Raw genomic sequence first — 25,062 nt, 5'->3', positions numbered from 1 at the left:
TTATCTATTTCTTCATACTGTGTGTCACTTCCTCAAGTTCTATACTACGAAGTTTCTTTGCTGGACTACTTTCTTCTCCTTCTATTCCTCTCTTTTTGTCATTTTCTTGAATAAGATTATCCAGTAATTGAAAAAACTTATCCCATTTATCTTTCCTCTTTGTAAATTCCTCTCTTGAACAACACCATGTTATACGTTCTTTAAATTCCTCCCTAAATTTTACCATTTCATTTTTTGATGATATACATTCTCGAATGAAGAACTCAATAAATCCCCCCCTATCACCATAAATCAAATCTTGGCAAATATCTTGCCCCCTACTACAAAAAATAAGCCTTTCTTTCTCTTTGGGAGTTGCATCTTGAAAGATCAGTTTGATATTTTCCACATCTTCAACCTTAAATAAGTCTAGTAATAATAACCCACCTGATCCGCATTTATCTATTACATGTTTTGTGTGAGTACTAGGACCTTGCTGCCAAAATATTCCAAAGAGCTTTTGATAATTGTAATCTTTATTACCATCTATCATCTTATTAACGATTACTCTCAATAAACAATCATAACCTTCTTCAGAAAGGAAAGCCCACATATGCTGCGCTGTTTCCATAAAAAAACTCTGCCATGGCCAATCCAAAAAGCACTTTAGCACTTCATAAGAGCAGCTCTTGAACACTTCCATTTGTTGTTCTCTATCCATTTCTGAAAGTAAAAAGCACAAAACATCAATATAATTCTCCCTGGAAAAATCTGTAAACTCACTAACACAGTCACAACGTCTTTTTGCCACATATTCTGCAGTTCTTACTAAGACCTTATCTTTTTCTTCAGGAGTTAACTTTTGTAGGAAATATCTGGTTGCTGCTTCATTGCCACTAACTGCTGAACGTCGAAATGCATACTCATAATGAGTAACACTATCATCTTGACAATATCTTCTTATTATATCGCCTAACTGAGCTGTTTCTTCTTCTATATGATGGGACCAGAACGATACTAGAGGTGATTCATTTATTCTTATTTTCCTAAGATCTTTTCCATAGAGTTTCCTACCACTGATTTGTTTCCATAGGGTGAGAATGTTATCTTCTAAACAATAAGTGCATGCTAATCTATAGCGCTTAGCAATATCTAAATTTTCATCTTGCACTAATATCTTTGCTGTTTTCTCTTTATCAATAGTGCCTTGTGGTGTCCAACAAAGCTTGCTTAAGCTTGCTCTAGCATCTTTGCCACCTAAAAGATTTTTATGATATTGTTTCCATATGAGTATCTGCCAACCTATTGCTTCAACAAAACTTGATAGTTCCTTTTTTAACAATTCTGGCAGCGGAAGTTTTAGTACCTTTTTTATCACTTCATCCTCTACCTTTTGCCATTCTCTTTTTCTTTCACTGACATTTAGGATTGGTGATGAGAAGTAAAACTTTGACGCTAAATCCCAGGCATCATCTTGATTCCATAACGTAATAGCTATTTCCACAAGAGCTTTATGCTTAAGTGATGGCATTAGAGTGTAATTCATTACCTAACCCGATTAAAATACTCAATATACTATGATTTTCTATCGGTTCAAGATAAAACACAGCTAAAAAATTGTGTAAAGTTTAACGGCACAAAAAAAATTCTATTAACCCCAACTATGGGTTAGAAAGAAGTGAAAAAAGGCTGGAAAGTGGGTAAACTCCAAGTAATTCTTTCAATTTAGGAGATTACCTATGAAGAAAGATATTACAGAGCCCAACTTTCGAATGTGTGCCAAACCTTGATTCATCAAAGAAAAATAGCTCTTTTTCTGGATACTTGCCAATAACTTCATTGAGATTTTTTTTTGAATTCCTCTTGTTTACTTTTATCTTGTACGTTGTGTACTGGTCTTGGTGTAATATATGAAAATTTCATCTTTTGTATATGGCGGTGTACTGTAGATTTGCTGATATTTAATCCGAACTTTTCCTGGATTCTTATTCTCATTTCTTTAATGGTAATATTAGGATTTTCTTCTATCCATGCTTCAACTTGCTGTAGTTGAGCCTGATTTAATTTAGTTCTTTTACGGCGTTGTGGAGGAGCAAACAGTTTTTCTTCTCTGCCAAATTTTAAGAATTTTATCCACGAAGTTAGTGCGCTTCTTGAAATGCAATATATTTTTGCTACAGCCGTTATACTATGCTTTTTTGCCTCAATTACAGCATTTAGTTTTTTTGAAACATATGCATTGTTCCTTACTTTCTTCAGCATTTCTTTTGCTCACTTTTTCATCCAATAATTTTGATCTTAATGCCATTTAAACCTCGCTACTTCACTTACTTTAGTATGGCTTTTTTTCCATTATTGTCTATCCGTTCTTTGTATAGTGGGAATGGGAATTGGTATTACTTAATAAATTTACTGATATCGGTATGCCTCTTTTCGAATTTGCCTTGTAAATTCCTTCCATCTCTACATCTTATTGACAGCTATGCAACAAAGCCATTCAGGATCTGCATTATTGTTTAACAGAATTTCGACAATTTCTCTGTAACCTTTTTGAGCTGCAAGGTGTAATGGTACACAATCCTGATTTTTAAGTTAGCATTTTCTCCATTATCTAGCAGCATTTTAGCTATCTGATTCACAATACAAGAGTTCTATTTAGAGCTATTTTCAAAAATCTTTGTGCTTTGTATATGTAGCTTATATTTGTTTGGAATGCTTGACTCCTGATTTATAAAATGCTATCATTAATGATACTACAATGTGTAAAGTGAGGAGGTTATGAATCTTAGACTAATTCAGGAAGAAACAAAAGAAATTCCATTTTGCACAACTCCTTATTCATTGCATTATGAAATTCGAAGGCCACTAATGGAAATGTTTGGGCTAGGGTCTAAAAAAGGCTGTTGTTCTAATCCGTACACTGGGAAGTGCATGATAACTGATAATAAATTAGCCCCTATTGTGCAGCTTACACAAGGAGTGGATGCGGATATAGTAATAGATAACACAACTAAAACAGTATATGCAAAAGAGATTAAAAATAAACAACAAAAAATAGATTTAATATATGATAAGGATCGTATTGGCGCAAAAGAAGTGCATGATATTCAGCTTCTTAAGGCTGGTAAAAGAGTAACAATACCATCTAAATATAAAAGTTTTGAAGATTATAGGAGAGAGCTACAGAAAAAAATCTTCTTATATAGTTATAAGGGCTGAAGTAACACAACATTTAGATCATTCAGGAAAGCTGCTGAATGATCCTATAGAAAGCGTTGTTCATTATACTACTTTTCCTAAGTTAAAAGGAAATACCTTAGACTACAAGTATTTTGCTAGAAGTCGAGAGTTAATAGGTAGCAGAAAATCTGAGCTACAAGATAAGTTTAAAAACGTAGTAAAACTGAATGCCTTAATGGCTGCCAAATATAAAGAAGGATTAAGCATTGTGGTACCTAATGCTTTTTTGAGTGGTTTGAGTAATGATGAGCAAAAAGAAGCAAAAATAGCTTTTGTCAATGCAGCAATAGAAGCTGCTAAGGAAATAGAGCAAGATAGTGGAAAATACTCAGGATTTTGTGGGATATTTGTCAATACTGGAAATACTCAAGATTTAAATAAGCTGATAAGCGACAGTGGCATCAAAAGCATTGCTATTAATTATGGTGATCTTAGCGCGCCAAGTAGGGTATCAAAAGAAGGAAAGTTTGCAGAATCTATAATGGGTGAGGGAGTTGGATACGTTGGTAATGGTGCATTATCCGCACGAGGTAATATTGCAGTGGAGGAAAATCTTACTAGAAGAACGTTAGGAGAAACTGTGTTAATGTTTAGTGGAGCATTTAATGAAAAGGTGCTAGATAAAAATTGTTACAGGGGAGAAAATGTAAAATCTGACAGAGTACAAAATAAGACACAAAACATTCAACGTCACAGGTCAACTGTGTATTTCACTTTATCAGCATCTCTTTCAGCTTTGATTATAGCATTAGCATTTGTGACACAAACATATATATTTTTAGCAGCACTTATTGTACCTGCAGTAATTGGACTATGTGGGTGGTCATTATATGAGAAAGAAAAAGGAGATAAACCTAGCTCTAATATTCAAAATAATGTAAAAGCAGAGAGAGCCCTTGATAGTTATAGGGATACACAAACGAACTAGAGCACTTTGCTTATGTACTTATTTAATTTCAGTGTTTGCTATTTGTTTTTTATCCCATTGCTAATACCAATACTCATTGTTGGTAGGTCAAATAGGAGAGATTGCAGATGTAATAGTTTAGACTTAATCTGACAGGGTAATAAAGTAAGATAAAAATATAAACAAATTTTAAAGGAGTGTCAGATATGAGTACAACACAAGAAAAAATACTAAAATCAAAGTTGGGGTTGTTAGAGCCCGTCTTGAAACTGAGTAGAAAGAAGTTAAGAAGTATGGTATAAGATATATTTTAAGATGTACCAAGCGACATAAGTGACAAAGAATGGAAGATAATAGAGCCATATTTTGAACCTTAAAAGACCGGCAGAGCAAGAAAACATAGTATTAGAACAATTGTTAACGCAATCCGCTATATGATGAGAACAGGATGTCAATGAAGACAACTGCCTAAAGATTTTCCACCATGGAAAACCGTGTATAGTTGTGATTCGCGCTTAAAAAAAAGTGGAATATGGCAAGAAATTCATGATTTTCTAGTTAAAAAAGTAAGAGAGATAATCGGTAAGAATGAAACTCCATCAGTGGGAATAATAGACAGCCAGTCAGTAAAAACGACTCAAAAAGGGGATCGAGAGGGATACGATGCTGGAAAGAAAATAAAGGGCAGAAAACGCTATATCATTGTAGATACTGTGGGTCTTGTAATTGCTGCTGAAGTACACAGTGCAAGTATTCAAGATCGCGATAGTGCTCTAGATCTTTTTGCTCAGGCTAAATGCAAAGCCCCAACCTTACGAAAGTTTTTTGCCGATCAAGGGTACACAGGTAAATTACAAAATCGATGTTTATTGGAAACTGGATGTTTGCTAACAATTGCCAAGAAATTGGTTGATACAGGATTTCAGATTATTCCTAAACGTTGGATCGTAGAACGGACATTTGCCTGGCTTTCCAATTTTAGACGTATGAACAAGGATTATGAGCATTCTCCCCTCACTTCAAAAACTAATATCTTCTTTAATATGATCACTATTATACTTCACAAATTAGCTAATTTTTTGGTTTGAAGACATGCTCTAAGTGATTATTTTTAGCAGCAAGAGATATAGGTGTTTGTCCGTATTGATTTTTTGCATAAATATCAGCTCTTTCTTCACCCACAAGATAGGTTACTACACTCAAATTACCAACTTTAGCAGCTAAGTGTAAAGGAGTATTGCCATCACTACCTTTAGTGTTAATGCTGGCTCCTCTTTCTATAAGCTCCTTAACTCTATCAAGGTTACCTTTTTTACAGCATCAAATAATTCGCTGTTTGGGTTCTCAATAGAAACCTCTGTTATAGTTGTTGAAGTTTCTGTAGTAAGCTCAGATATTTGCATAACCCCCCAATGATATTAACCTTTCTTTACACTATAAAGCTGTTACTAAATTATATAAATTTGAGTATCTATAGCATAAGACCTGCTGCGAATCAAGCGATAAAAAAAGGGAAGGAGGGTGACTAAAATCAAGGTTAACTAAAAGGAGTGCTTAAGATTCACAATACCAGCAATAATATTGAACCTCAGGTTATATTTTTTCTGAAAATTGCGGTAAACATGGGACATAATCTTAAATATCTTTACCTCACGGATCTTATTTTCTACTCTCATTCTAAATGATGCTAATCGTCTATTATGCTCTTTCTGCTCTGAAGTTAATGGCTTTTTACGGTACTTTTTATATGACATTACTTTGCAATTTTTGCCAACCTTGATATCCAGAATCGGCATATTTTATGCTATCGAGTGGTAGATATTTTCCTTGTTTCCTTATGCGAAAATCACTAATTCTACCACGATATGACTTTGAGACTGATAAAATTCTTCCATCTTCTTCGATAACAATCTCAGTTTTCATAGTGTTGGTTCTTTTTTTTTTCCTGAATATGACTTCTTCCGTTTTTTACTATCTTCTGGCCTCTGTATTTGCTGTTCTGTAACATCAGCCAGAATCTTTAGTATTTTTTCTGATGTCATACTTCTATCTTTTGTTATAGTAACTTTCTTGGCAAGTAATGGCTCTATTTTCTTCAGTAACCTACATACATTTGCGTTGTGCATATTGAACAGGCACCCTAAAAATCTATGTGTTATGTAAGTGCGATAGTACAAAATTACGCAAAATAACTTATCTTCCAGAGTTGGTAGTTGTGATCTTCTACCATGGCACTTTTTCTGTTTTTTAAGTTTTTTCCACTCAGACCTCACTTTTTCCACCACCTTTTCAAACTCCTCTATAGTTAAACCTGTTATATTACGAAAGTTTCTTGGGTGCTTCTTCATTTTATAGTAACTAAAGCTCATTTTTTACCTTACTCGATCTGCTTATTCTTCTTCTACCTCTCTCGCATCACTTTTTCAATTACCTTTTGCAGCAGGTCTTTTGCTATTCTCAAATGGATTACTGTTAATTTAATATTAAGTATTATTAAGAACCTAAACAATATGACCATTTCCAGTGTTCAAAACTAATGGTGGTGAGAAGTGTTTTTCTTGGAATCAATTGGTCTACCACGTAATCCATACGAACTTTTTTATATGGTGATTTTATTATACGCTAAAACTAGCCATATTAGCCCATTTCATCCATATCTACATACGAACTGTTTTGCCTAAGCTTATTGAAATAATTTAAATCTTCTATTTTTATAACCTTATTTTTACGCTGCTTGTTCTCAAAAATATACGATCTTTTTTGCAATTTCAGAAGAGTCAATAATTCAATTCCTTATAACACTAATTAGTATGGTCTTTTCATTAAATTTATCCTCTCAAAAAGACAGTGCTTTATTCACCTGCTTTAATGGTATTATAATATTTTACACCTAAACCTACTCTATAAAAATTCACAATACGAATTAGTAAATAGATTATATTCAAATTGATTGTATTTATGATATATAGCGCATACAATATATTACTTGTTTATTTTAGTAGGGGGTATAGGTATGTTTAGTTTAAAGCAGGTAGTACAATATAATTTATTTGGTAGTAACGACCTTGAAGGCAATTCATCTTGTGAATTTGAAGATTTTCCTGAAGAGGAATTTGAGATTAGCAATGAAGAAAATCAAGCAATAGATAGTTTAAAAAGTAAAATAGAAAATCTACAACAAGAAAATTTTGATCTTTAAAAAAATGTAGAGTTACAAAAACACTATAAGAAAAGAGTAGAAGAGTATTACGAAGAAGTAAGTGAACTTACCAGAGAAATGCAAACCCTAGAAGGGAAAATTAAAAGGCTTGAAGTTGAATTACAAAGAAGGACGAGAAATTTAACTGAAAATGATCAAGACATCGAACAGCTAAAAAAGAAAATAGAAATATTATTATTAGAAACTCAGAACAAAAGTGATATAATTAAGAACTTAAATAATCAATTAAAAGAGGCAAAGAATGAAATTCAGTTAACAGACAAAATAAATGAAGAGTTACAGCAAAAACTGGTTTTGACTGAAGATGAGTTAAATAGAGTAAGAAAAGAAAGTATAGTGCTGATAAACAGTATAGAGGATTTGAAAGGTGATTATGAAAATCAGATATTAGAAAAAGAGAAGGAGCTTAATGATGTAAGAGATCAATTTTGTATTTATTTATCAGAGTATAAAGAACTATTTGCAGAATTCAATAGACTGCAGAAGGAAAACGAAAGTTTAAAACAGAAAAATTTCTATATTAGTAATGAAGTGTCTCTTGCAGATGAAATAAACAAAGAAAACGTAATAGAAGAAATAGCAAAGCTTCAGTTTGTACCTGAAGTGAAAATTAAACATATTATTGATAATAATGACCAAGAATCAACCTTACCAGATAGAGAAGCAGAAAATTATCGAACAAGTGAAGATAAAAACCTTGAAAATAATGATTTCGAGATTGGAGTATGGAATGAAGCTGACGATGAAAGTAGCGATGACCAGAAATCAACCTGGCTATATGGGAAAACAGAAAATTGTCGAACAAGTGAAGATGAAAACCTTAAAAATAATGATTTCGAGATTGGAGTATGGAATGAAGCTGACGATGAAAGTAGCGATGACCAGAAATCAACCTGGCTATATGGAAAAACAGAAAATTGCCGAACAAGTGAAGATGAAAACCTTGAAAATAATGATTTCCCAATTGAAGTATGGAACGAAACGGATAGTGAAAGTGACGATGACAACAATGTTAGCCCTTGCCCTGATTATGATGAAAGTTTTGGTAGGCGTTACAGTCAACTATTCTATGATGAAGCCATAATTCATAAAGAAAAAGATACTTTTGTTTTAATTCGTCAAAAAGATTCTTTTTCTTTAGCGAAAGTAAAACCGAATACAAGAGAAGAAGAAAAGTATGAAAGTATTTGGCAAAAAATAAATAAGATCCATGATTATCTGGACATTTTAGGTTACTCTGGTAGCGAAGAAGATTATGAGGAGTGCGAAAAAGAACTTGATAAAGTTATAAACGAAGCACTAAAACAAGGAATAATGTTCACTTTTCCATATAAATCTGATATGTCCTTGATAGATCGTATAGCTGACACATTCCCAAAGCTATATTTATCTGCTGACACTACTCGAATTTATGAGTTTTTACACAAGAAAAAAATATTTCAGATAATATCAGAAGGTGCATCTTTAAACAGATTTAGCGATGAAGAGCATGGAGATGTAGTAAACGTAATTTGTTCAGATAAAGATACCTTAGGTCAGCGAAAAGCAAACCTTTCAAAGCTGAAGGAGTTAGCACTTGAAAGTATTATAAGTAAAAGTGAGCAAATTGATAAACATGACTTTGAACTAGAAATAGATAATGGATATTTTTGTATAGATTACCCACAAAATAGTACTATTGAAGTTGCAAAGATATTCAATAATCAAAAAGCTAAAGATTTAAATCCAAATATTGGTATAGTTCAAGTTGGAAAAAGTATAATTAGAGTTGAAAACATAGAAGGAAGGAGAAATTATACAGACATCTCAGGAGATATCATTGAAATGTCTTTTACCACTGAAGTAGGAGAGATCAGTATTCATCTATGTCCTAATGAGAAAGATAGTAATAAAATAGAGGTGAGGCTTGTCGATGAAGTAAGATTTAACAAATTAGAGAATAAATCAAGTTTAGGGCTAAATTGTCTATTAGGGGGGAAAAGTGTTTTAACAGCTATAGAATATGGGTATTTTAAAAGAAATAGCAGCGTATTTGAAGAGTTAGATAAGGCTATTAAACAGTCAGATTATACAATAGAAAATCCATCTAGCTTTCTAGAGGGGGTTAATAAAAATCAACTACTCAAAGTAAATGCAAGGGGATATGGTCCAGGATTATGATAATACAAATTATCTGCATTATACTAAAATGTAAAAACAAGAGGAGCGAAGATGCTTTTTAATTTAGAGCCAGGCAGTGTTGGTTATAGTGATAAACATAGGATTGGAACTATCAAAATAAATGATAAAGAAAGAAGGAACTATAGCCCTTCTCATAATAGTCCAAAAAGAGTAAGATATGGATTTATAGTAGTGAAGGTAAGGATGCCAGTAGCATATAGTTATGACTTAAGGAAAAGGGTAATGGAAACGTTGGAGGTGGTGTAACAAGCTTTTTGCCTACCATTTGTCTATTAAGCTTGGGGAGTGTTAAATAAACTGTGTCAAACCGAGAAGTAAAGTAATAAATTGATAAAAAAATGGAGGTTTGACAATGAGTCAAGCAAACAGAACTACCGGTTTGGTAGACTATAAAGAATTAGAAACAAATATCTTATCATCTATACGAGAAGGAAAACCATTGACAGGAAGAGATGGAGCATTAACACCATTTATAAAAAAACTGCTAGAGGGAAGGCGAGATAGAAAACCATTTGTCGGCTGAAAGCGAAGAAAACAACCGAAGAAATTCAAAGACTTTACGGACAAGTATTTGAACTATTGACACCAAGAGATAGAGAAGGAAGTTTCGAGCCACAAGTAGTCAGAAAAAGGCAAACAACCGAACTTGAAGCAAAGGTTTTAAGTACATATGCCAGTGGCATGGGATATAGCATCGCATGTAGAAGAAATATAAAATATCTGCAGCAGAGATATCAAGTATTACTGACAAATTGTTACTGGTAATCAACGAATGGCGCAGTCGTCCGCTGCAATCTGTATATCCAATAGTGTTCATGGTTTTTTAAGGTCAAGGAGGACGGGCATTGTGTAAGCAAATGTATGTATAACATATTAGCAAAATGGCAGAAAAGAAGTTTTAGGCTTTTATATAGCAGAAAGTGAGGGAGCTAACTTTTGGCTAGGGATGTTAAATGACTTAAAAGAGAAAGGAGTAGAAGATATCCTGATTGTATGTGTTAAAAAGCTTTCCTAAAGCAATAAACAGTGTATTTCCTAAAGCAGAAATGTATAGTACATCAGATAAGAAATTCACTGAAATATGTATCGAGCAAAAGTTTTCATGAATGATTTGAAAAAAACATATCAAGTAGAGAAATAGCCGAGAATTATTTACTTGAACTGGAGGAAAAATAGGGAGATGGTATGAATAAGTATTGCTTGGTTGGAAGCAAGAGAAGATAATGACTTCTCAGAGTGGATAGGTGGCAGGTTGGATGTTTTTCTGAAGCACTTTCTGCCTAGGGAGTAGAAAGAAGACTTCGTGGGGGAGATTAACTGCCCCTGCCACCGAAAATCATCGTGAGGCTCACAAAATGTGATGACCTCGTATAGGAGTTTGGAACAAGAGGAAAAAATATGCGTCACATTGGAGTCGATTTACATACCAATAGTTTTACTGTTTGTTACTTACAAGAAGGGAAACCTGAGCATATTCAAACGTTTCGCTTAAAAGACTTGGATAATTTCACCAAAGATCTTCAAGAAACAGATGAAGTAGCCATAGAGGCAACAGGTAACAGCTGTTTCTTTTATGATACAGTTTCACCTTACGTTAAACGCATAGTAATAATTGCTCCTGGGCAGTTTGAAGTTGTTCGTCGCTCTGTGAACAAAACAGATAAGCATGATGCACGAGCTATTGCTTTCTTTCTCAGCAAAGATATGTTGCCTGAGGCAAGGTGCAAAAACAAACAATGCCAGCAGTTAGCTTCTCTTCTTCAAATGAGAGATCAGTTAGTAAAGTCACGGGTATCTTTAATCAATAAAGTTCATGGTCTTTTTAATTACCATGGAATAAAAATTAAAAAAGAAGTACTTACAACTAAAGTAGGATTTGAACGTGCTACTCAAAAGCATAATTGGGATCCTTTAGAAAAAGTTGAAATTGAAGTGATTAGCTATCATTTAGAAGCTATCCGAGAAAGCCTTAAAAAGCTTAAAAAGGAAATTATAGCTTTCGCTAAACAACTTCCTGGGTTCAGCAATCTTATCAGCATAAAGGGAATAGGTCCAATTTCTGCAGCTGTTTTTATTGTAACAATCGGAGACATTAATGATTTCCGTAGACCTGAGAAACTTACTGCATATTTTGGAGTTGTACCAAGAGTTTCTCAATCTAATCAGCAATGTACAATTGGAAGAATTACCAAACGAGGGTCAAAAATAGCTCGTACTTCTTTAGTTCAATGTACTTGGATTGCTGTACGTTACAGTCCTTACTTGAAAAGCTTTTATGAACATATAAAAAAGAAGCGTGGTTCTGCTAAGGCTATAACTGCTACTGCTAGAAAATTTCTTATAACTATTTTCTACACTCTTAAAAATAACTGGGTTTTTAAAGATTTTACAAAATTTGAAATTTCTACTGGACAATAATCATAGGAGAAAAATATACTTTAGTTTTGGGAGAATAATTGGGAAAATCTGTCTAGTTATTTAAAATATTCTGGCCCTGTAAGAAAATTAATTTATACCACAAATCCTATTGAGGGACTACATAGACAGATCAGAAAATTTACTAAAACCAAGGGCTCATTTACTAGCACAAATGCCTTGTATAAACAGGTATATTGTGCTATAAAAAAGGTAAGAGAAAAATGGACTATGCCTATACATGATTGGGCTTTAACTATCTCTCAACTTGATATCTTTTTTCCTGGTAGGTTAAAAATCGAGTTGAACTAAAAATGCGATTTGACACAGTTTATTTAACACTCCCAACTTGTCCGGGAATTGATAAACTCAAGCATATTTCTCTCCTTAACATAACTCTACTCATAGCCAGATATATGAAATTTTCAGTGAGTAAATCTTATTCTTTCGATAGTCTTCTATTCCTAAAGCAAAAGTCCTTTCTACAACACACCTTCTTGGCTGTACTTTAAACCCCTCATTGGTAGTAGCTAAAGCGGTGTGTCTTTGTTTACTTAGAACCTACATGAAGGCCTTTTGACAATCTCAATATCCATACCATATTCTTCCTTTATATGATTTTTTAAATTTTCTCCTTGGTACCCCATCACATTTTTTTAACTATAGTATATTTTTTTCTTACTTTCCTGTATGATACTCTGGGGTAGCTTTCTATTCTTGTCCATTCCCTTTGACTTAGGTCTGCTGGATGCTTTTTTCTCATCTTTACCCAGCACTAAAACTTTAGATATTATAGCCTTTTACTAATCTCTGGACAAGCTATAGCTTCGGTAAACTCAGGAGAAGGTTCTTTTGCAAAAAATGCAGCATGTACAGCATTTTTAATGAAAAAACACGCGGCAAGTGCAAATATTGCTGTTGGTATATAACACCAAGGAGAAGCTATACTAAAAAAAGTAGCAGAAGCTACTGTTAAGCAACAACAAGTAAATATTGCTTGAAGCATAATATACTGTCTATCAACACCACCATACTCGGCCATTAATTTTCTAACTTTGTTATTGCTGCCGTATGGTAAACAAAATATCTTAATAAAAGCTGTTACACTATTAGTAGCAAGATATGAATCACACTCTATTGCTCTTGGTAAGTAATATTTTTTATTTGCATTAGGATCTGCACCATATTGCAGAAGCAGTTTTACAACCTTCTCTCTCTCATGCCAATTTTCACGACATTCCACCGCTTTATGTAATGCCTTATTGAGGCTTTCACTTTCTTTATAAGCACCATGTTTTAAAAGCAGTTCTACAATTTCATAATGCCCTCTAGAAGATGCTTTATGTAATGCAGTATTACCATATTTATCTTGTATGTCAAAATCAGCATTATACTGTAAAAGTACTTCTACAGTTTCATAATATCCCTTGCCACAGGCTTCCATTAATGGCGTTGTGGATGACTCATCCTTTACATTAGGATTAGCATCGTGCTTTAACAACAGTTCCACAACCTTACTATTTCTGAGAACTAAAGCACAATGTAATGGTACTATGCCACAAAGCACTTCTATGTTAGGATTAGCACCATTTATTAAAAGCAGATCAAGGAGACTTAAATCTCCACAGCTTTCGGCTTTATAGAAAGCAACTTCTAGTGGTAATAAAGATCCTGAATGCATTTCATTGATGTAATCACCAAATCTTCCATCTTTACCGCTTTTGAATTTGGAAAAAAGCTTTTTAAGAAACGCTATATCCCGATTATATAGAGCTCTATATAAGTAAAACCTCAAATCTTCAGGCGAATTAATTTGATTTAAATTTTTGTCAGTTAGATTTGTAACCTCTTCTATATTTTTCTCAGTGAGAAATTCATATGCAGTACCTAGCTTTTTGAATTTCTCCTCATTTTGTTTCTTCACAATCTCACTTTCACCTGAATGTTTATCAGGATGATATTTCAAAGCTAATTTTCTGTACGCTGATTTAATTTTTTGTTCACTGGGCGCATCGCTTGATTCAAAACCTAATATTTTTAAAGCTTCGTCTCTTTGTATGGCCATAATGTTTCTTTAATAAATTTATATATATAGTTTATTATATAATATCTATGATATAAAATCAAGTAATTCCCGATAATCTAGAAAAGCAAATTTTTCCATTAGCTGGTTTTAGAAAAATTTAACTCCCTCTTATAAAACTCATTTTTAACATTAGATTTACATTAATCATGAACCTGTTACGTGTAATTCTTCTCCACATAATCACTAATAATTGCCTTAAATTCTTCAAAAATATTATCACCTTGTAAAGTTTTGAAATATTTGCCGTCTTTGTAGACTGCTGAAACAGGTTTTTCTCCATACCCAGGCAGGCTGATCCCCAGATTTGCATGTTTGCTCTCTCCAGGACCATTTACTATGCATCCCATAACAGCAACTTTCATATACTCTACACCAGGATTCTTTTTCTTCCATACCGGCATATGAGTTTTTATGTAGCCATTTACTTCCTTAGTTAATATACGAAAACGATCGCTACTTGTGCGTCCACAACCAGGACATGAACTCACCTGAGGGTTAAAGTAGCGCAAACCTATAGACTGCAGTATTTCCTGACATACTACCACCTCATTAGTGCGTGATTCACCAGGGCGCTGAGTTAAAGAAGCCCGGATAGTGTCTCCAATACCATTTTGCAATAAATAAGTAAGCCCTGCTGTGGTATTTACTACGCCTTTGTTACCCATACCAGCTTCGGTTAAACCCAAATGCAGCGCATAATTGGAAGATTTTGCAAGTGCCGTATAAACTAAAATTAAATCCTGCACTCTACTGACTTTACATGAAATGATTATTTTCTCTGCATTAAGGCCAATCTTTTTAGCTTTTTTTGCACTACCAAGAGCAGACATTACAAGCGTCTTACGTAATATAACATCAGAAGTTTTTGGATTACTAGATAAGGAGTTTTCATCCATTAATTTTTGTGAAAGGTACTTATCAAGACTACCCCAATTTACTCCAATTCTGACAGGAAGATCATGCGTTATTGCATACTCTATAATTTTTTCGAATTTTTCATCACGTTTATCACCAAAGCCTATATTACCTGGATTTATCCTAATTTTACCCAGAATTTTAATGTTGTCTGGATAATCCTGAATCAGCCTGTAGAGCTCATATTGTCCACAGCCTACTAATATCTTACCATCAAAGCCTTCTTTATTTATTTCCTCTACTATATAAGGTATTGCTTTTGCTACTTCCTCTGAGTTCAAAGCAATTCGCACCAATTCTGAACCTGCATGCGCTAGTTCTATTACTTCTTTTGCATATTTCTGAGCACTGCTTTTTATGTTGTCAGAATCTATATGTGCACCAAGTGCCATGGATTGAACAACTATAGGATTATTTCCACCTATCTTCACTTGTCCAACTTTTACAGTATGAGTTTTATGCCTGGAAACCGGCAATGACTCATATGCATCATCACTCAATGTCAGGTCTCTATCTAGCATATTATTAATCGTGACACTATTTTACTGTGTCAACTACACTGCCAAATGAACTTGAACCATTTAAACTATGCTGTGGTGTTCTATTTAGATCAGTAATAGAATCATGAGAGCACGTTCTTCTTGATGGACTTTCTTTTATAGTAACATTTATAGGGGAAACTTTTTTTTCTCGTGTTGAAGTAACTTTTTTCCCTTTTTGTTGTTCACTTTTATGCTGCTTACTTTCATACTGAGAAACTGGCTCTTGATCTATAAATACAGCACCCTTTAAACGTGCAAGATTAATACCATGCTGATTGATCATAGCATCCTCCCCATCTTCAACTATGCAAGCTCCCACGTTGTTTGGCTCGTTATCAAGGCTAGCAATTTTTTTTTCTTTTAATTTTTTGATTAGATCTTCTTTATTTATAGCTAGATCTTGTAACTTTTTTTTCTTGAGGAGCTCCCTACGCTTCTCATACAGTTTATATGACTCAGCAAAATCCTCGTCTGCATGAAAGTTTGCACCACCAGGGTTACCAGGAGGTATGTACCTCTTACTGAACTTTACCTTAGACTTCGCTTCAACATTATGTACAGTAAAGAAACTAGAAACCAAAAGTATTAATATAAATAAAACTTTAGAAAAGATCTTAAGCATACTATAGTGAATATTGTGCTTTAAAAGATACCAATTAACAAACTTCAAGTAAATCAGAATCTCTACCAACTTTATAATACAAACATCTTTCTAAAAAATTTACTACCAAAACCTACATAATCTAAAGGAAATTTAAGGTGTTACAAATTTTACGTAACACCCTTTCAAGAAGAGCATTACACTCTTCCTTGCTGTAAGTTATTCTTCAATTTTTCGGTATCATTCACATTATTAAACTTTCCGCTTGGCATATCCTGAGACAAGTCGTTTTTCTTCTCTTTATCAAGCTTAACTCCCTGATAGATACAGAATGCAACAAAACTAGTTACAGCTATTGCAGCAACAGCACTGACTATGGCACAAGTTAGTATTGCTTGTTCTTGTCCCCCTACCATGTCTGCAAATGTTTCTACTTTTTCTTCTAAGCCTGTAAATTTTTCTTGCAAGCCGCTTAAGTGCTCTTGCATAGCTTGAAACTGCTCAGTACCAATCTTGTCTTCTAATGCACCAAAAACTTTTTCAAACTGCTCAACATCTATCTTTTGAGCTTCTTGCCACTCTTTTAATGCACTAAATACCTCTTCAAACTGTTTAGCATCTATCTTTTGAGCTTCTTGCCATTCTTTTAATGCGCTAAATACTTCTTGAAACTTTTTAGCATCAATATTTTGACTTTCCTGCAATGCTGTTACATCCGATTTATCAAAACCGAATACAAATTTGGTTATACCCATTTTTAACCACCTAGCTAATTAATATATTACTATTGTACGTTTTTAGTAGTTAATTTAGTATTAAACACTATACAACTGGGATCCAATAAGAAATATCTGGTCATGCGCTGGAACTTTTGAATTCCAGTTATGCAAGAGATCTATTGATCTTAGAAATAACTTTCCTTGGTTTAAGTTAAGGGTTATTCTACCAATATCTCTCTCTTTCCTGAGTAACTCGGAGCACTGACAATACCTTCTTTCTCCATTCTTTCAACAATATTTGCAGCTCTGTTATAGCCTATTCTAAGTTGCCTTTGAATGTAACTAGTTGAAACCTTTTGATCTCTCTGAATGATGGCCACTGCTTGCTTGTATAGATCGTTCTCTTCATCTTCTGTTTCACCTTCTGATTCCGCGAAAGAATTTTCATCTTCTTGAGTGATTTCCTCCATGTAGTTTGGCTCACCTTGCGTTTTTAGATGATCAACTATATTTTGCACCTCATCATCACTTACAAATGGACCGTGAACTCGAATAATCTTACCACCAGAGGCCATATAAAGCATATCACCCATACCGAGCAATTGTTCAGCCCCTTGTTCACCAAGTATTGTACGGCTATCTATCTTAGAAGTAACAGCAAAACTAATTCTTGTTGGAAAGTTTGCTTTTATCACACCTGTTATCACATCTACAGACGGACGTTGCGTTGCCATTATGATGTGTATTCCTGCAGCACGAGCCATCTGAGCTAAACGTTGAATAGAGCATTCTATATCTTTGCCAGCAACAAGCATTAAATCTGCCATTTCATCTACAATCACCACAATATACGGAAATGTCTCCATTTTAATCGGTATTTTTTCAAACAAAGGTTTACCCGTTGTTGAGTTAAAGCCAATCTGTACAACGCGTTCCAATTCTATTCCGCTATTCATCGCTTCTGTAATTTTTTGATTATAGTTTATTACATTCCGCACATTTAAATATGACATCATACGATAGCGATTTTCCATCTCTTTCACGATCCACTTAAGAGCAATAACAGCTTTTTTTGGCTCTGTTACCACTGGCGTTATTAGATGCGGTATTGCATCATATATTGAAAGCTCAAGCATCTTTGGGTCGATCATTATCATCTTGCATTCATCAGGACTTAATCGATAAACAAGCGACAGAATCATCGTGTTAATCGCAACTGATTTACCTGATCCTGTAGTTCCGGCAACAAGCAAGTGGGGCATTTTAGTCAGATCTGCAATAATTGGTTTTCCGCTTATTTCCTTGCCTAGTGCAATCGGAAGATTTAAGTTTGCATTTTGGTATTCTGGCGATTCAAGTAAATCACGCAGCATAACAATTTCTCGTTCTTTATTTGGCAATTCTATTCCCATTGCATTTTGTCCACGAATTATTGAAATACGTGCAGAAAGTGCACTCATTGAACGTGCAATATCATCTGCAAGACCAATCACTCTTGCAGATTTTGTGCCTGCTTGTGGTTCAAGTTTGTATAAAGTCACAACCGGTCCATAACATACACTTATAATTTTTCCTTGCACGCCAAAATCACTTAGAACCTGCTCGAGCAGAGATAAATTCTTATTGCTCTCTAATGCATTCAACTGTTTTCTCTGCATGGATTCTTCTACTTTAGAAAGTAAGTGAATGCTTGGAAACTCAAACTCGCTAGAAGGTGGTTTAAAAATCTCTTCGGTAGCTTTTTTCTGTCTTTCTTTTGGTTGTTGTCTAGTGGTTCTATATTTTTCTTCTACTACTAACGGTGCTATTGAATAATCAGTAGTTTTACGTAACCTGAAAAACAGAACCTTTGTAAAAAGGGAAAATATTTTTTTACATAGGAAAAGTAAAGAATAAACCGTTCTCTTCCAACCAACCAACCCTACAACACCTATTGATGCTACTACTGTGAATATGTAAAACGGGCAGTGGACAATTAGAGTATTGCCGACTATTCCACCATGCATGTACCTAGTAGTGATACCGAGCGAAAGTTGCGCTAATGTAGCACATATTCCTAAATTGATTAATATTAAATAGAGAATTTTCAGCAGCCTTTTTGATATCAAAAAGTAAATTATGGTTGTAGCTATTGTAATACTAGCGAGTCCAAGAAATTGAACCAATATATCAGCTAAATATGAACCTACCACTCCGCCCAAATTTGTTACTTCCTGATTTGTAGCTGTATTTAAGGATGGATCTTGATAATTATAGCTAAAAACCGATATATATATATACATTAAGAGTAACAGGTATATCGCTGATTTTAGCTGTTTTTTTAACATCTACTTAAAGTAATAAGTAATTGTATATTTTACAAAGTGAATTGCTATTATCAATATCATCACGGATAAATCTAATCCATTGAATGGTTGTATATACCTTCTGATAACCTTTAGTGGAGGATAAGTGAGTCTGTTTAAAGTTTGCATTATGCTGCTTACAATCTCATTATACATGTTAACTACATTCAATTTAATCAACAAATCGAGAGCAACTGAGCATATTAGAACTAAGCTGTAAAGATCAAGTAACAAGTTAAGTAAGTATATGATTGGATGCATATTACTAATTTATACTAAAGTCTATTATGTGTAGTGATATATATAAAATCAAGCCTCACAATAATTTTCATGCTGAAATAGGTATAAACAATAACTGATTAGTCTGTTTATCAACTGATATGTCGGTTCTGTTGCATCTATAAACCATAGGAAAGAAGATCATTAAAGGTGGGATTATAGGAGTTATGAAGCCATTAACATAGCAAAATTCTCAAAAGTAGAAACATTATTTTAATAATTTGTCTTTCTTGAATCATACGAATATTTTCTATGCCTGTGATGGTAATCTTTGCGGAATGGAAGCTTTTAAACCCAAGCATTGGCTTTATTAGTTTTTTGATAAATCTATCAACAATATTATTTAGATATTTTATTTGAAGAACTGTAATCTTCAGAAATTTCTGCATTCAAATCATCAAGAGCAGCAGTATTACTGCCGCTTTTATCAATTACAATTTTCTCAGGAAGATAGTTACTCCTGAAGGCTTTACGAAAGAATGCAAGTGCTGCAGACTTGTCTCTACTAACACACAAGTCTACAGTATATAAATAAACCCATTTACCGTTTAATTTAATGTAAGTCTCTCCAACTACTACCAACCTGCTTCTTTCTTTTCCTTACTGCCTCATCTATCAGTGGTGATAACCCACCTTTGTAACGTAGCATTTTGCTCCCCTTATACTCATCATTTCTTCCAAATCTCGATAGCTCAAAGAGAATCGACATTTCATGTATACAGATAACATCCTCTAAAAAGCTAAATCCTTTGAAATATGGCAACAATTTTTGATTGATACGAAACATCTTTGCTTTTTTTTTTAGACAATTATATCATTCTTCTTTCTACTTCCCTACAAATGCGACAGAACCCTTAATCCACTCTATTATGTTCTGAGACCATACATCTAAGACTTTTACTTGTTACAACTACTGTGCCTGCAATCTTATCGTGCCAAGTTTGGCAACGTTTGTCGAAGCTTGCCCATATGAAACCTAAGAATAGTGGTGAAGTTGACAATATAAAGGAAAAAAACCTCTTTATTGCTTGTTTTAGAGTCAATTTTTCAAAAGTTTGTGCATTTACAACTCTGAGTCCAAGTAATAACTTTCCAGGTGTAGCGCCAAATCTTATCCACATATATGCTACATAACTAAAAAGCATAATAAATTGAACTATCTGATTTAGAACTAGTAACTTGATTAGTTTACTCTGCATTGCTGTTTCCTCTGCAGATAATGGTGTTTGCATCTGATATTTCGCAGCAATTTGGCCTAATATTTTACTGCTCTCTGAGTTCATGAAGAGTTGGCTTAAGGCTTGGCCGCAAAGCTGCAAGAACAAAACGATGATAATTAAATCAAGCAGCACTGACAAATAGCGTCTAAGTCCTGTTACGTAACATATTCCATTTTCATCTTTCTTTACCCTTTGAATAGCATTTATCGAAGAAAGAATGGAAAATAAACGATTAAAAAATTTGTGTAACATAAAGCATTTTCCAATATTTGAGTGCCCCTGGCCGGACTTGAACCAGCATGCTTTTGCAAGCAACAGATTTTGAGTCTGCCGTGTCTACCATTCCACCACAGGGGCCTACTTTAATGCTATAAACAACACAGGATTAGTCAAATTTTTTCTCTTTCAAGTAAGGACTGAATATTCTACAATAATCAATCATTACTCTGAAAACTTAAAATGAATGAATTAGCCAATCTTATTGATTCAAGAGAAGAAATATGTAAATTGCCACACAATTTAGAAGCAGAGCAAATGCTCATTGGTGCAATGGTTCGTGATAATAGAATTTGTGATGCAGTCGAAGATATAATTGCAGCAGATAATTTCTATGATCCACTACATCAAAGCATTTTTACCCAGATATCTAAAACCAGAAAACACGGTATAGTTGCTAATGAACTGAGCCTCAAGATGTTTTTCGAGAATGATAAAGCATTTGCCGAATGTGGTGGAGTTGAGTACCTAGCAAAACTTGCAGCAAAGGCAAGCATTGCGCTTGACATCTATAGCTTGACCAGAATAATCCGTGATACTTATTTAAGGAGATGCTTAATCAAGCTCGGGCAGGAGATAGTTGACGATAGTTACAACTACGACATTGAAAATCCTGCACAGGTACAAATTGAGCAGGCAATGACAAAGTTGTTCAACTTAGCAGTAAAAAAGCAAGGTGATAAGACATATATAAAGCTTGCAAGTTCAATTAAAGATGTGGTTGAGAAGATCAGCAAGCTGAAGAATAACCCAGAGGCTCTGGGTATTACAACCGGACTTCAAGACCTAAACCAGCTTCTTGGTGGTTTGCAGAAATCTGATCTGTTAATTATAGCTGCAAGGCCCTCAATGGGAAAGACAGCATTGGCGCTGAACATCGCACTTAATGCTTGTAAGATTTTGCAAAAAAGAACAGATAAACAACATTATGTAGCATTCTTTTCACTTGAAATGTCAGCAGAGCAATTGACCGCAAGATTGATTACTATAGATTCAGGCATTGGTTATTATAAGGCACTGACTGGGAGAATTAGTGATTTTGAATTACACGAATTCATTAATGCTAGTACAGATCTATCCGAATTACCTTTCATCATAGATGACACTCCTGCGTTATCAATTAGTGCTCTTCGTACCAGAATACGTCTTCTCTATCAACTATATAATGTAGAGTTGGTCTTTATCGATTATCTGCAGTTAATTCGAGGAACAACAAAAAGGAGTAGTGAAAATAGAGTGCAAGAAATCTCAGAAGTGACGCAGGGTTTAAAAGCAATTGCAAAGGAACTAAATATTCCCATTGTTGCACTATCACAGCTCTCTCGTTCTGTTGAGCAAAGGGATGATAAAAAACCACAACTTTCTGATTTACGTGATTCAGGAAGCATAGAGCAGGATGCGGATATAGTAATGTTCCTTTATAGAGAAGAATATTATGAATTAAGAAAGCAACCAAATGAAGGAAGTAATAAACATCGAGAGTGGCAAGAGAAAATGGAGAAAATTAGAAATATTGCAGAACTGATCATTGCAAAACAAAGAAACGGGCCAATTGGTAGTGTGAAACTACATTTTGACTCCAATAGAGGTGCATTTAAAGATTATACAGAAAGATATAGTCTGTAGCGGTTTTGAGTAATTCTGGAAGTGTTTAACAAACCATACGTGCCAAATTAAGTAGCTATCGTGAAATATAGCAATATTTAAGATTGGCATTTTATTTGTTACATTTATTTTTTTAGGAAATTCCTACCTAGGATAAGATATTTTTTTAGAAAAATCTATAAATTACTAACTTTATTACTTAATATATAAAATAGTTTTTTCTTATTTCCTTTCTTCCTTACGCCACTTTTTCTTAACTTGATGCGTATGGTTTATTTAACACTTCCGATATACAACTAAAAAATAGCAAATTCTCTATAACTTGAATATAATTTTAGCTTTACCTAAACAGAAAGATGAATTACTTAATGGATTTTGTTTTAATATCTCTTTCCTTGCCACTTTTTATTACTGAGAATTATTTGTTAATTACTGCGTTGATCCCACTTTTAAGTGCATTAGCTATTTCTTTTACTAGTAAATGGCCCAGAGTGAACAGTAGCGTTACTGTTGCTTCTTCTATGCTTCTGTTTGCGTATACATCTCTATGCACTTTATATTTGGTGTATGGTGATCATTCTCAATTTATTCTCATGGATTTTGGTAATAATTTGCATATTAGTTTAAAGCTAGAGTCTAGTGGAGCAATATTCAGTTTATTAATATCATTTTTGTGGGTACTAACCAGTATATATGCAATATGTTATATGAGAAATAACTATGCTGATAGCAATCACTCAAGTTTTCTATGCTTTTTTTCAACATCAATCAGTTGTGCAATGTTTATTGCTTTTTCTGGAGATTTGCTCACTACATTTGTCTTTTATGAGCTTCTAACTATTAGTACATACCCTCTGATTACTTACAACTCAACAAATGAATCAGTAATTGCAGGACGCTATTACTTTGGTTTACTATTTTTCTCTTCTTTAGTATTATTTTTTCCTGCAATAGGCCTATTATATAATGAATTCCATACTTTAGATTTTGTAAGTGGTGGAATATTCAAGTTTGATACTTCACTCATCACTTTTATTGCAGTGTGTTTTGCTATGCTGATTTATGGAATAGGAAAAGCTGCATTAATGCCAATGCATTTTTGGTTACCAAAAGCAATGGTTGCACCAACTCCTGTGAGTGCACTATTACATGCTGTTGCTGTTGTGAAATCCGGAGTTTTCATCATCATCAAAGTTATATTATACACTTTTGGCGTCGATAATATGCAACGTTTTGTGCAGCAAAATTGGTTTGCTGGAGGGTGGCTTCCGTACGCTGCTGGATTTACTATCATTACTGCATCGTTGATTGCATTAAAGCAAAAGGAATTAAAGAAATTGCTTGCTTACTCTACCATCTCCCAATTGTCGTATATTATATTGTTCGCTTCAATTTTTAGTGAATTCAGCATGAAGATTGCAATCTTTCAATTAGTTTGCCATGCATTTGCAAAAATTACTTTATTTTTTTTTGCAGGTATCATAATAACGAAAACGGGTGAAAAATATATAGATAGAATTCACGGTATAGGACGTAGTATGCCAATTAGCATGATAGCATTCACTATAGGTGCATTGTCCATGATAGGAGTACCTCCTGCTCCGACTTTTTGGAGCAAATTTCTCATCTTTCAAGCTGTTTTCAACTCTAGTAATGTAACACTTTCTGTGTTTGTAACTCTAGTGTTAATTGTTAGTACTATACTCAATGCTCTATACTTTTTACCAATAATTTACAACGCCTTTTTCTCAAAACCTTCTAGAAATTATTTTATTAAAAAGACACCAATGCTTCTAGTTTTACCCCCAGTTATTACTGCTATATGCACTTTAGTTATTTTTTTTAGCTACCAAATAATGTTATAAATATAATCATCTATATTTATAGCTATTAACAATAAATTTAAATGGCACTATTCCAGCTAGAGTTGCTTTTATATTTGACAAAGTGAAGCTGACCTCCACAGCATAATCTTTCATCTTCTTATTTTGCTCAGCTGTAAAAACTACAGTAGCATTTCCAGCAAATGTAACTAAGTTCTTGGTCAACCGGTCAATAGATAATGTTGTTACGTTTATGTTGGTAATTTTTCTTGTGGATGAAACAGCTTCATTGTTCACTTTTTCCTGAAAGTTTTGGTAGATTTTGTATACAGAATTGTTTTTTATAAAATTTTCTTGATACTTTGGCTCAACAGTCCGAGAGGACTCATATGTTTCAATATATTTACTTATTAAATACCTTGCTATGGAAATGTACTCATCTTCTTTTTTACTAAAACTAAGTTTATGTATTGCAGAGAACTCATCTTCTGTGTGGTTCATATACTTCACAAAATTTAAATCTTTTTTAACAGGAAGTAATAGGTATATGTTTAGTAGTGATAAAAATAAACATACTAAGAGAAGTAACGCTATTAACGCCATCCAAGATCTTTCTACAACGCAGAACAGGTATCTGTGGCAATACCATTCAACTGCTTTCCTGAAGTAACTTTTGTTTTTTACTGATTCAAGTAATTTATCTTCCATA

20 protein-coding genes, 1 tRNA gene and 7 pseudogenes are annotated in these 25,062 nt (G+C 33.8%); 11 read left to right on the top strand and 17 right to left on the bottom strand.

The annotated features are described in order from the left end of the window. Positions 1–4: 4 nt before the first annotated feature. The 3 genes and pseudogenes from OPR44_RS01885 to OPR44_RS08725 form a co-directional block, all read right to left on the bottom strand. Positions 5–1,525 (bottom strand): hypothetical protein, encoded by a 1,521-nt coding sequence (locus tag OPR44_RS01885; RefSeq protein WP_149168922.1) that lies wholly within the window; start codon positions 1,523–1,525, stop codon positions 5–7. A 214-nt stretch (positions 1,526–1,739) separates the two neighbouring features. After that, positions 1,740–2,287: pseudogene (locus OPR44_RS01880) on the bottom strand (IS630 family transposase); the annotation flags it as partial. A 155-nt stretch (positions 2,288–2,442) separates the two neighbouring features. Continuing rightward, positions 2,443–2,520: pseudogene (locus tag OPR44_RS08725) on the bottom strand (hypothetical protein); the annotation flags it as partial. Between the two features lie 237 nt (positions 2,521–2,757). On the opposite strand from OPR44_RS08725, the gene OPR44_RS01875 reads away from it, so the two are divergent. The 3 genes from OPR44_RS01875 to OPR44_RS01865 all read left to right on the top strand — a co-directional run bounded on the left by OPR44_RS01875 (position 2,758) and on the right by OPR44_RS01865 (position 5,214). Continuing rightward, entirely contained in the window at positions 2,758–3,198 is a 441-nt protein-coding gene (locus tag OPR44_RS01875) for a hypothetical protein (protein WP_265015158.1), read from the top strand. Further along, on the top strand, positions 3,140–4,147 hold the full coding sequence (locus OPR44_RS01870; RefSeq protein WP_265015157.1) for a hypothetical protein: 1,008 nt from the start codon (positions 3,140–3,142) through the stop codon (positions 4,145–4,147). The genes OPR44_RS01875 and OPR44_RS01870 overlap by 59 nt, the downstream gene beginning before the upstream one ends. A 473-nt stretch (positions 4,148–4,620) precedes the next feature. Next, complete coding sequence (locus OPR44_RS01865; RefSeq protein ID WP_265015156.1) at positions 4,621–5,214, top strand: IS5 family transposase; 594 nt, start codon at positions 4,621–4,623, stop codon at positions 5,212–5,214. Here OPR44_RS01865 and OPR44_RS08720 read toward each other — a convergent pair. From OPR44_RS08720 to OPR44_RS01855, 3 genes and pseudogenes are all read right to left on the bottom strand, one after another. Then, positions 5,198–5,389, bottom strand: a complete 192-nt coding sequence (locus tag OPR44_RS08720) for an ankyrin repeat domain-containing protein (protein ID WP_406829275.1) — start codon at positions 5,387–5,389, stop codon at positions 5,198–5,200. The two genes, OPR44_RS01865 and OPR44_RS08720, sit on opposite strands and share 17 nt — an antisense overlap. 14 nt (positions 5,390–5,403) lie before the next feature. After that, complete coding sequence (locus tag OPR44_RS01860) at positions 5,404–5,529, bottom strand: hypothetical protein (RefSeq protein ID WP_255702879.1); 126 nt, start codon at positions 5,527–5,529, stop codon at positions 5,404–5,406. A 138-nt stretch (positions 5,530–5,667) separates the two neighbouring features. Beyond that, positions 5,668–6,495 (bottom strand): annotated as a pseudogene (locus tag OPR44_RS01855) (transposase). A gap of 644 nt (positions 6,496–7,139) precedes the next feature. Here OPR44_RS01855 and OPR44_RS01850 point away from each other — a divergent pair. The 6 genes and pseudogenes from OPR44_RS01850 to OPR44_RS01825 all read left to right on the top strand — a co-directional run. Beyond that, positions 7,140–7,325 carry a hypothetical protein gene (locus tag OPR44_RS01850; RefSeq protein ID WP_265015155.1) on the top strand — a complete coding sequence of 62 codons (186 nt, stop codon included), beginning with the start codon at positions 7,140–7,142 and terminating at the stop codon, positions 7,323–7,325. Positions 7,326–7,403: 78 nt separating this feature from the next. Then, on the top strand, positions 7,404–9,506 hold the full coding sequence (locus tag OPR44_RS01845; RefSeq protein ID WP_265015154.1) for a hypothetical protein: 2,103 nt from the start codon (positions 7,404–7,406) through the stop codon (positions 9,504–9,506). 51 nt (positions 9,507–9,557) lie between these two features. After that, on the top strand, positions 9,558–9,773 hold the full coding sequence (locus tag OPR44_RS01840; protein WP_265015153.1) for a hypothetical protein: 216 nt from the start codon (positions 9,558–9,560) through the stop codon (positions 9,771–9,773). A 106-nt stretch (positions 9,774–9,879) separates the two neighbouring features. After that, positions 9,880–10,700, top strand: a pseudogene (locus OPR44_RS01835) (IS256 family transposase); the annotation flags it as partial. A 225-nt stretch (positions 10,701–10,925) separates the two neighbouring features. Beyond that, positions 10,926–11,945: an IS110 family RNA-guided transposase gene (locus tag OPR44_RS01830; RefSeq protein WP_265015152.1), complete on the top strand. Its 1,020-nt coding sequence runs from the start codon at positions 10,926–10,928 to the stop codon at positions 11,943–11,945. Positions 11,946–11,972: 27 nt separating this feature from the next. Further along, positions 11,973–12,254: pseudogene (locus tag OPR44_RS01825) on the top strand (transposase); the annotation flags it as partial. 19 nt (positions 12,255–12,273) lie between these two features. Here OPR44_RS01825 and OPR44_RS01820 read toward each other — a convergent pair. The 10 genes and pseudogenes from OPR44_RS01820 to OPR44_RS01775 all read right to left on the bottom strand — a co-directional run. After that, positions 12,274–12,621: pseudogene (locus OPR44_RS01820) on the bottom strand (hypothetical protein); the annotation flags it as partial. A gap of 111 nt (positions 12,622–12,732) precedes the next feature. After that, on the bottom strand, positions 12,733–14,007 hold the full coding sequence (locus tag OPR44_RS01815) for an ankyrin repeat domain-containing protein (protein WP_319606850.1): 1,275 nt from the start codon (positions 14,005–14,007) through the stop codon (positions 12,733–12,735). Positions 14,008–14,183: 176 nt separating this feature from the next. After that, the gene (ispG, locus tag OPR44_RS01810) at positions 14,184–15,464 is read right to left on the bottom strand and encodes a flavodoxin-dependent (E)-4-hydroxy-3-methylbut-2-enyl-diphosphate synthase (protein WP_265015151.1); all 1,281 of its coding nucleotides are present in this window, start codon (positions 15,462–15,464) and stop codon (positions 14,184–14,186) included. A gap of 16 nt (positions 15,465–15,480) precedes the next feature. Continuing rightward, positions 15,481–16,107 carry a TRP75-related protein gene (locus tag OPR44_RS01805; RefSeq protein WP_264330408.1) on the bottom strand — a complete coding sequence of 209 codons (627 nt, stop codon included), beginning with the start codon at positions 16,105–16,107 and terminating at the stop codon, positions 15,481–15,483. 176 nt (positions 16,108–16,283) lie between these two features. After that, a complete protein-coding gene (locus tag OPR44_RS01800) occupies positions 16,284–16,841 on the bottom strand; it encodes a hypothetical protein (protein ID WP_007302667.1) in 558 nt (185 codons plus the stop codon). 182 nt (positions 16,842–17,023) lie between these two features. Continuing rightward, positions 17,024–19,132 (bottom strand): FtsK/SpoIIIE family DNA translocase, encoded by a 2,109-nt coding sequence (locus OPR44_RS01795; protein WP_265015150.1) that lies wholly within the window; start codon positions 19,130–19,132, stop codon positions 17,024–17,026. Continuing rightward, on the bottom strand, positions 19,133–19,411 hold the full coding sequence (locus OPR44_RS01790) for a YggT family protein (protein ID WP_265015149.1): 279 nt from the start codon (positions 19,409–19,411) through the stop codon (positions 19,133–19,135). Positions 19,412–19,594: 183 nt separating this feature from the next. Further along, a pseudogene (locus tag OPR44_RS01785) lies at positions 19,595–20,216 on the bottom strand (IS6 family transposase). 67 nt (positions 20,217–20,283) lie between these two features. Further along, positions 20,284–20,901 (bottom strand): RDD family protein, encoded by a 618-nt coding sequence (locus tag OPR44_RS01780; protein ID WP_264374840.1) that lies wholly within the window; start codon positions 20,899–20,901, stop codon positions 20,284–20,286. A 22-nt stretch (positions 20,902–20,923) separates the two neighbouring features. Continuing rightward, a tRNA-Leu gene (locus OPR44_RS01775) sits at positions 20,924–21,006 on the bottom strand. Between the two features lie 102 nt (positions 21,007–21,108). On the opposite strand from OPR44_RS01775, the gene OPR44_RS01770 reads away from it, so the two are divergent. Beyond that, positions 21,109–22,551 (top strand): replicative DNA helicase, encoded by a 1,443-nt coding sequence (locus OPR44_RS01770; RefSeq protein ID WP_139686507.1) that lies wholly within the window; start codon positions 21,109–21,111, stop codon positions 22,549–22,551. A 347-nt stretch (positions 22,552–22,898) separates the two neighbouring features. Further along, entirely contained in the window at positions 22,899–24,395 is a 1,497-nt protein-coding gene (locus OPR44_RS01765) for a proton-conducting transporter transmembrane domain-containing protein (protein ID WP_010407433.1), read from the top strand. 6 nt (positions 24,396–24,401) lie between these two features. Here OPR44_RS01765 and OPR44_RS01760 read toward each other — a convergent pair whose 3' ends face one another. Beyond that, a complete protein-coding gene (locus tag OPR44_RS01760) occupies positions 24,402–25,061 on the bottom strand; it encodes a VirB8/TrbF family protein (RefSeq protein WP_139686506.1) in 660 nt (219 codons plus the stop codon). Between the last annotated feature and the right edge of the window lies 1 nt (position 25,062).

This window comes from Wolbachia endosymbiont (group B) of Camptogramma bilineatum, from assembly GCF_947251825.1.
Classification (GTDB): Bacteria; Pseudomonadota; Alphaproteobacteria; order Rickettsiales; family Anaplasmataceae; genus Wolbachia.
The sequence above is the reverse complement of the archived record's forward strand: the minus strand, read 5'-3'. Positions and strand labels throughout refer to the sequence as shown.

Excerpts from the sequence above, each read along its gene's own strand:
- OPR44_RS01770 (WP_139686507.1), top strand. The coding sequence starts at position 21,109 with ATGAATGAATTAGCCAATCTTATTGATTCAAGAGAAGAAATATGTAAA.
- OPR44_RS01765 (WP_010407433.1), top strand. The coding sequence starts at position 22,899 with ATGGATTTTGTTTTAATATCTCTTTCCTTGCCACTTTTTATTACTGAG.
- OPR44_RS01780 (WP_264374840.1), bottom strand. The coding sequence starts at position 20,901 with ATGTTACACAAATTTTTTAATCGTTTATTTTCCATTCTTTCTTCGATA.
- OPR44_RS01800 (WP_007302667.1), bottom strand. The coding sequence starts at position 16,841 with ATGGGTATAACCAAATTTGTATTCGGTTTTGATAAATCGGATGTAACA.
- OPR44_RS01805 (WP_264330408.1), bottom strand. The coding sequence starts at position 16,107 with ATGCTTAAGATCTTTTCTAAAGTTTTATTTATATTAATACTTTTGGTT.
- OPR44_RS01790 (WP_265015149.1), bottom strand. The coding sequence starts at position 19,411 with ATGCATCCAATCATATACTTACTTAACTTGTTACTTGATCTTTACAGC.
- OPR44_RS01760 (WP_139686506.1), bottom strand. The coding sequence starts at position 25,061 with ATGGAAGATAAATTACTTGAATCAGTAAAAAACAAAAGTTACTTCAGG.
- OPR44_RS01860 (WP_255702879.1), bottom strand. The coding sequence starts at position 5,529 with ATGCAAATATCTGAGCTTACTACAGAAACTTCAACAACTATAACAGAG.
- OPR44_RS01850 (WP_265015155.1), top strand. The coding sequence starts at position 7,140 with ATGTTTAGTTTAAAGCAGGTAGTACAATATAATTTATTTGGTAGTAAC.
- OPR44_RS01840 (WP_265015153.1), top strand. The coding sequence starts at position 9,558 with ATGCTTTTTAATTTAGAGCCAGGCAGTGTTGGTTATAGTGATAAACAT.
- ispG (WP_265015151.1), bottom strand. The coding sequence starts at position 15,464 with ATGCTAGATAGAGACCTGACATTGAGTGATGATGCATATGAGTCATTG.
- OPR44_RS01795 (WP_265015150.1), bottom strand. The coding sequence starts at position 19,132 with ATGTTAAAAAAACAGCTAAAATCAGCGATATACCTGTTACTCTTAATG.
- OPR44_RS01815 (WP_319606850.1), bottom strand. The coding sequence starts at position 14,007 with ATGGCCATACAAAGAGACGAAGCTTTAAAAATATTAGGTTTTGAATCA.
- OPR44_RS01885 (WP_149168922.1), bottom strand. The coding sequence starts at position 1,525 with ATGAATTACACTCTAATGCCATCACTTAAGCATAAAGCTCTTGTGGAA.
- OPR44_RS01830 (WP_265015152.1), top strand. The coding sequence starts at position 10,926 with ATGCGTCACATTGGAGTCGATTTACATACCAATAGTTTTACTGTTTGT.
- OPR44_RS01845 (WP_265015154.1), top strand. The coding sequence starts at position 7,404 with ATGCAAACCCTAGAAGGGAAAATTAAAAGGCTTGAAGTTGAATTACAA.
- OPR44_RS01875 (WP_265015158.1), top strand. The coding sequence starts at position 2,758 with ATGAATCTTAGACTAATTCAGGAAGAAACAAAAGAAATTCCATTTTGC.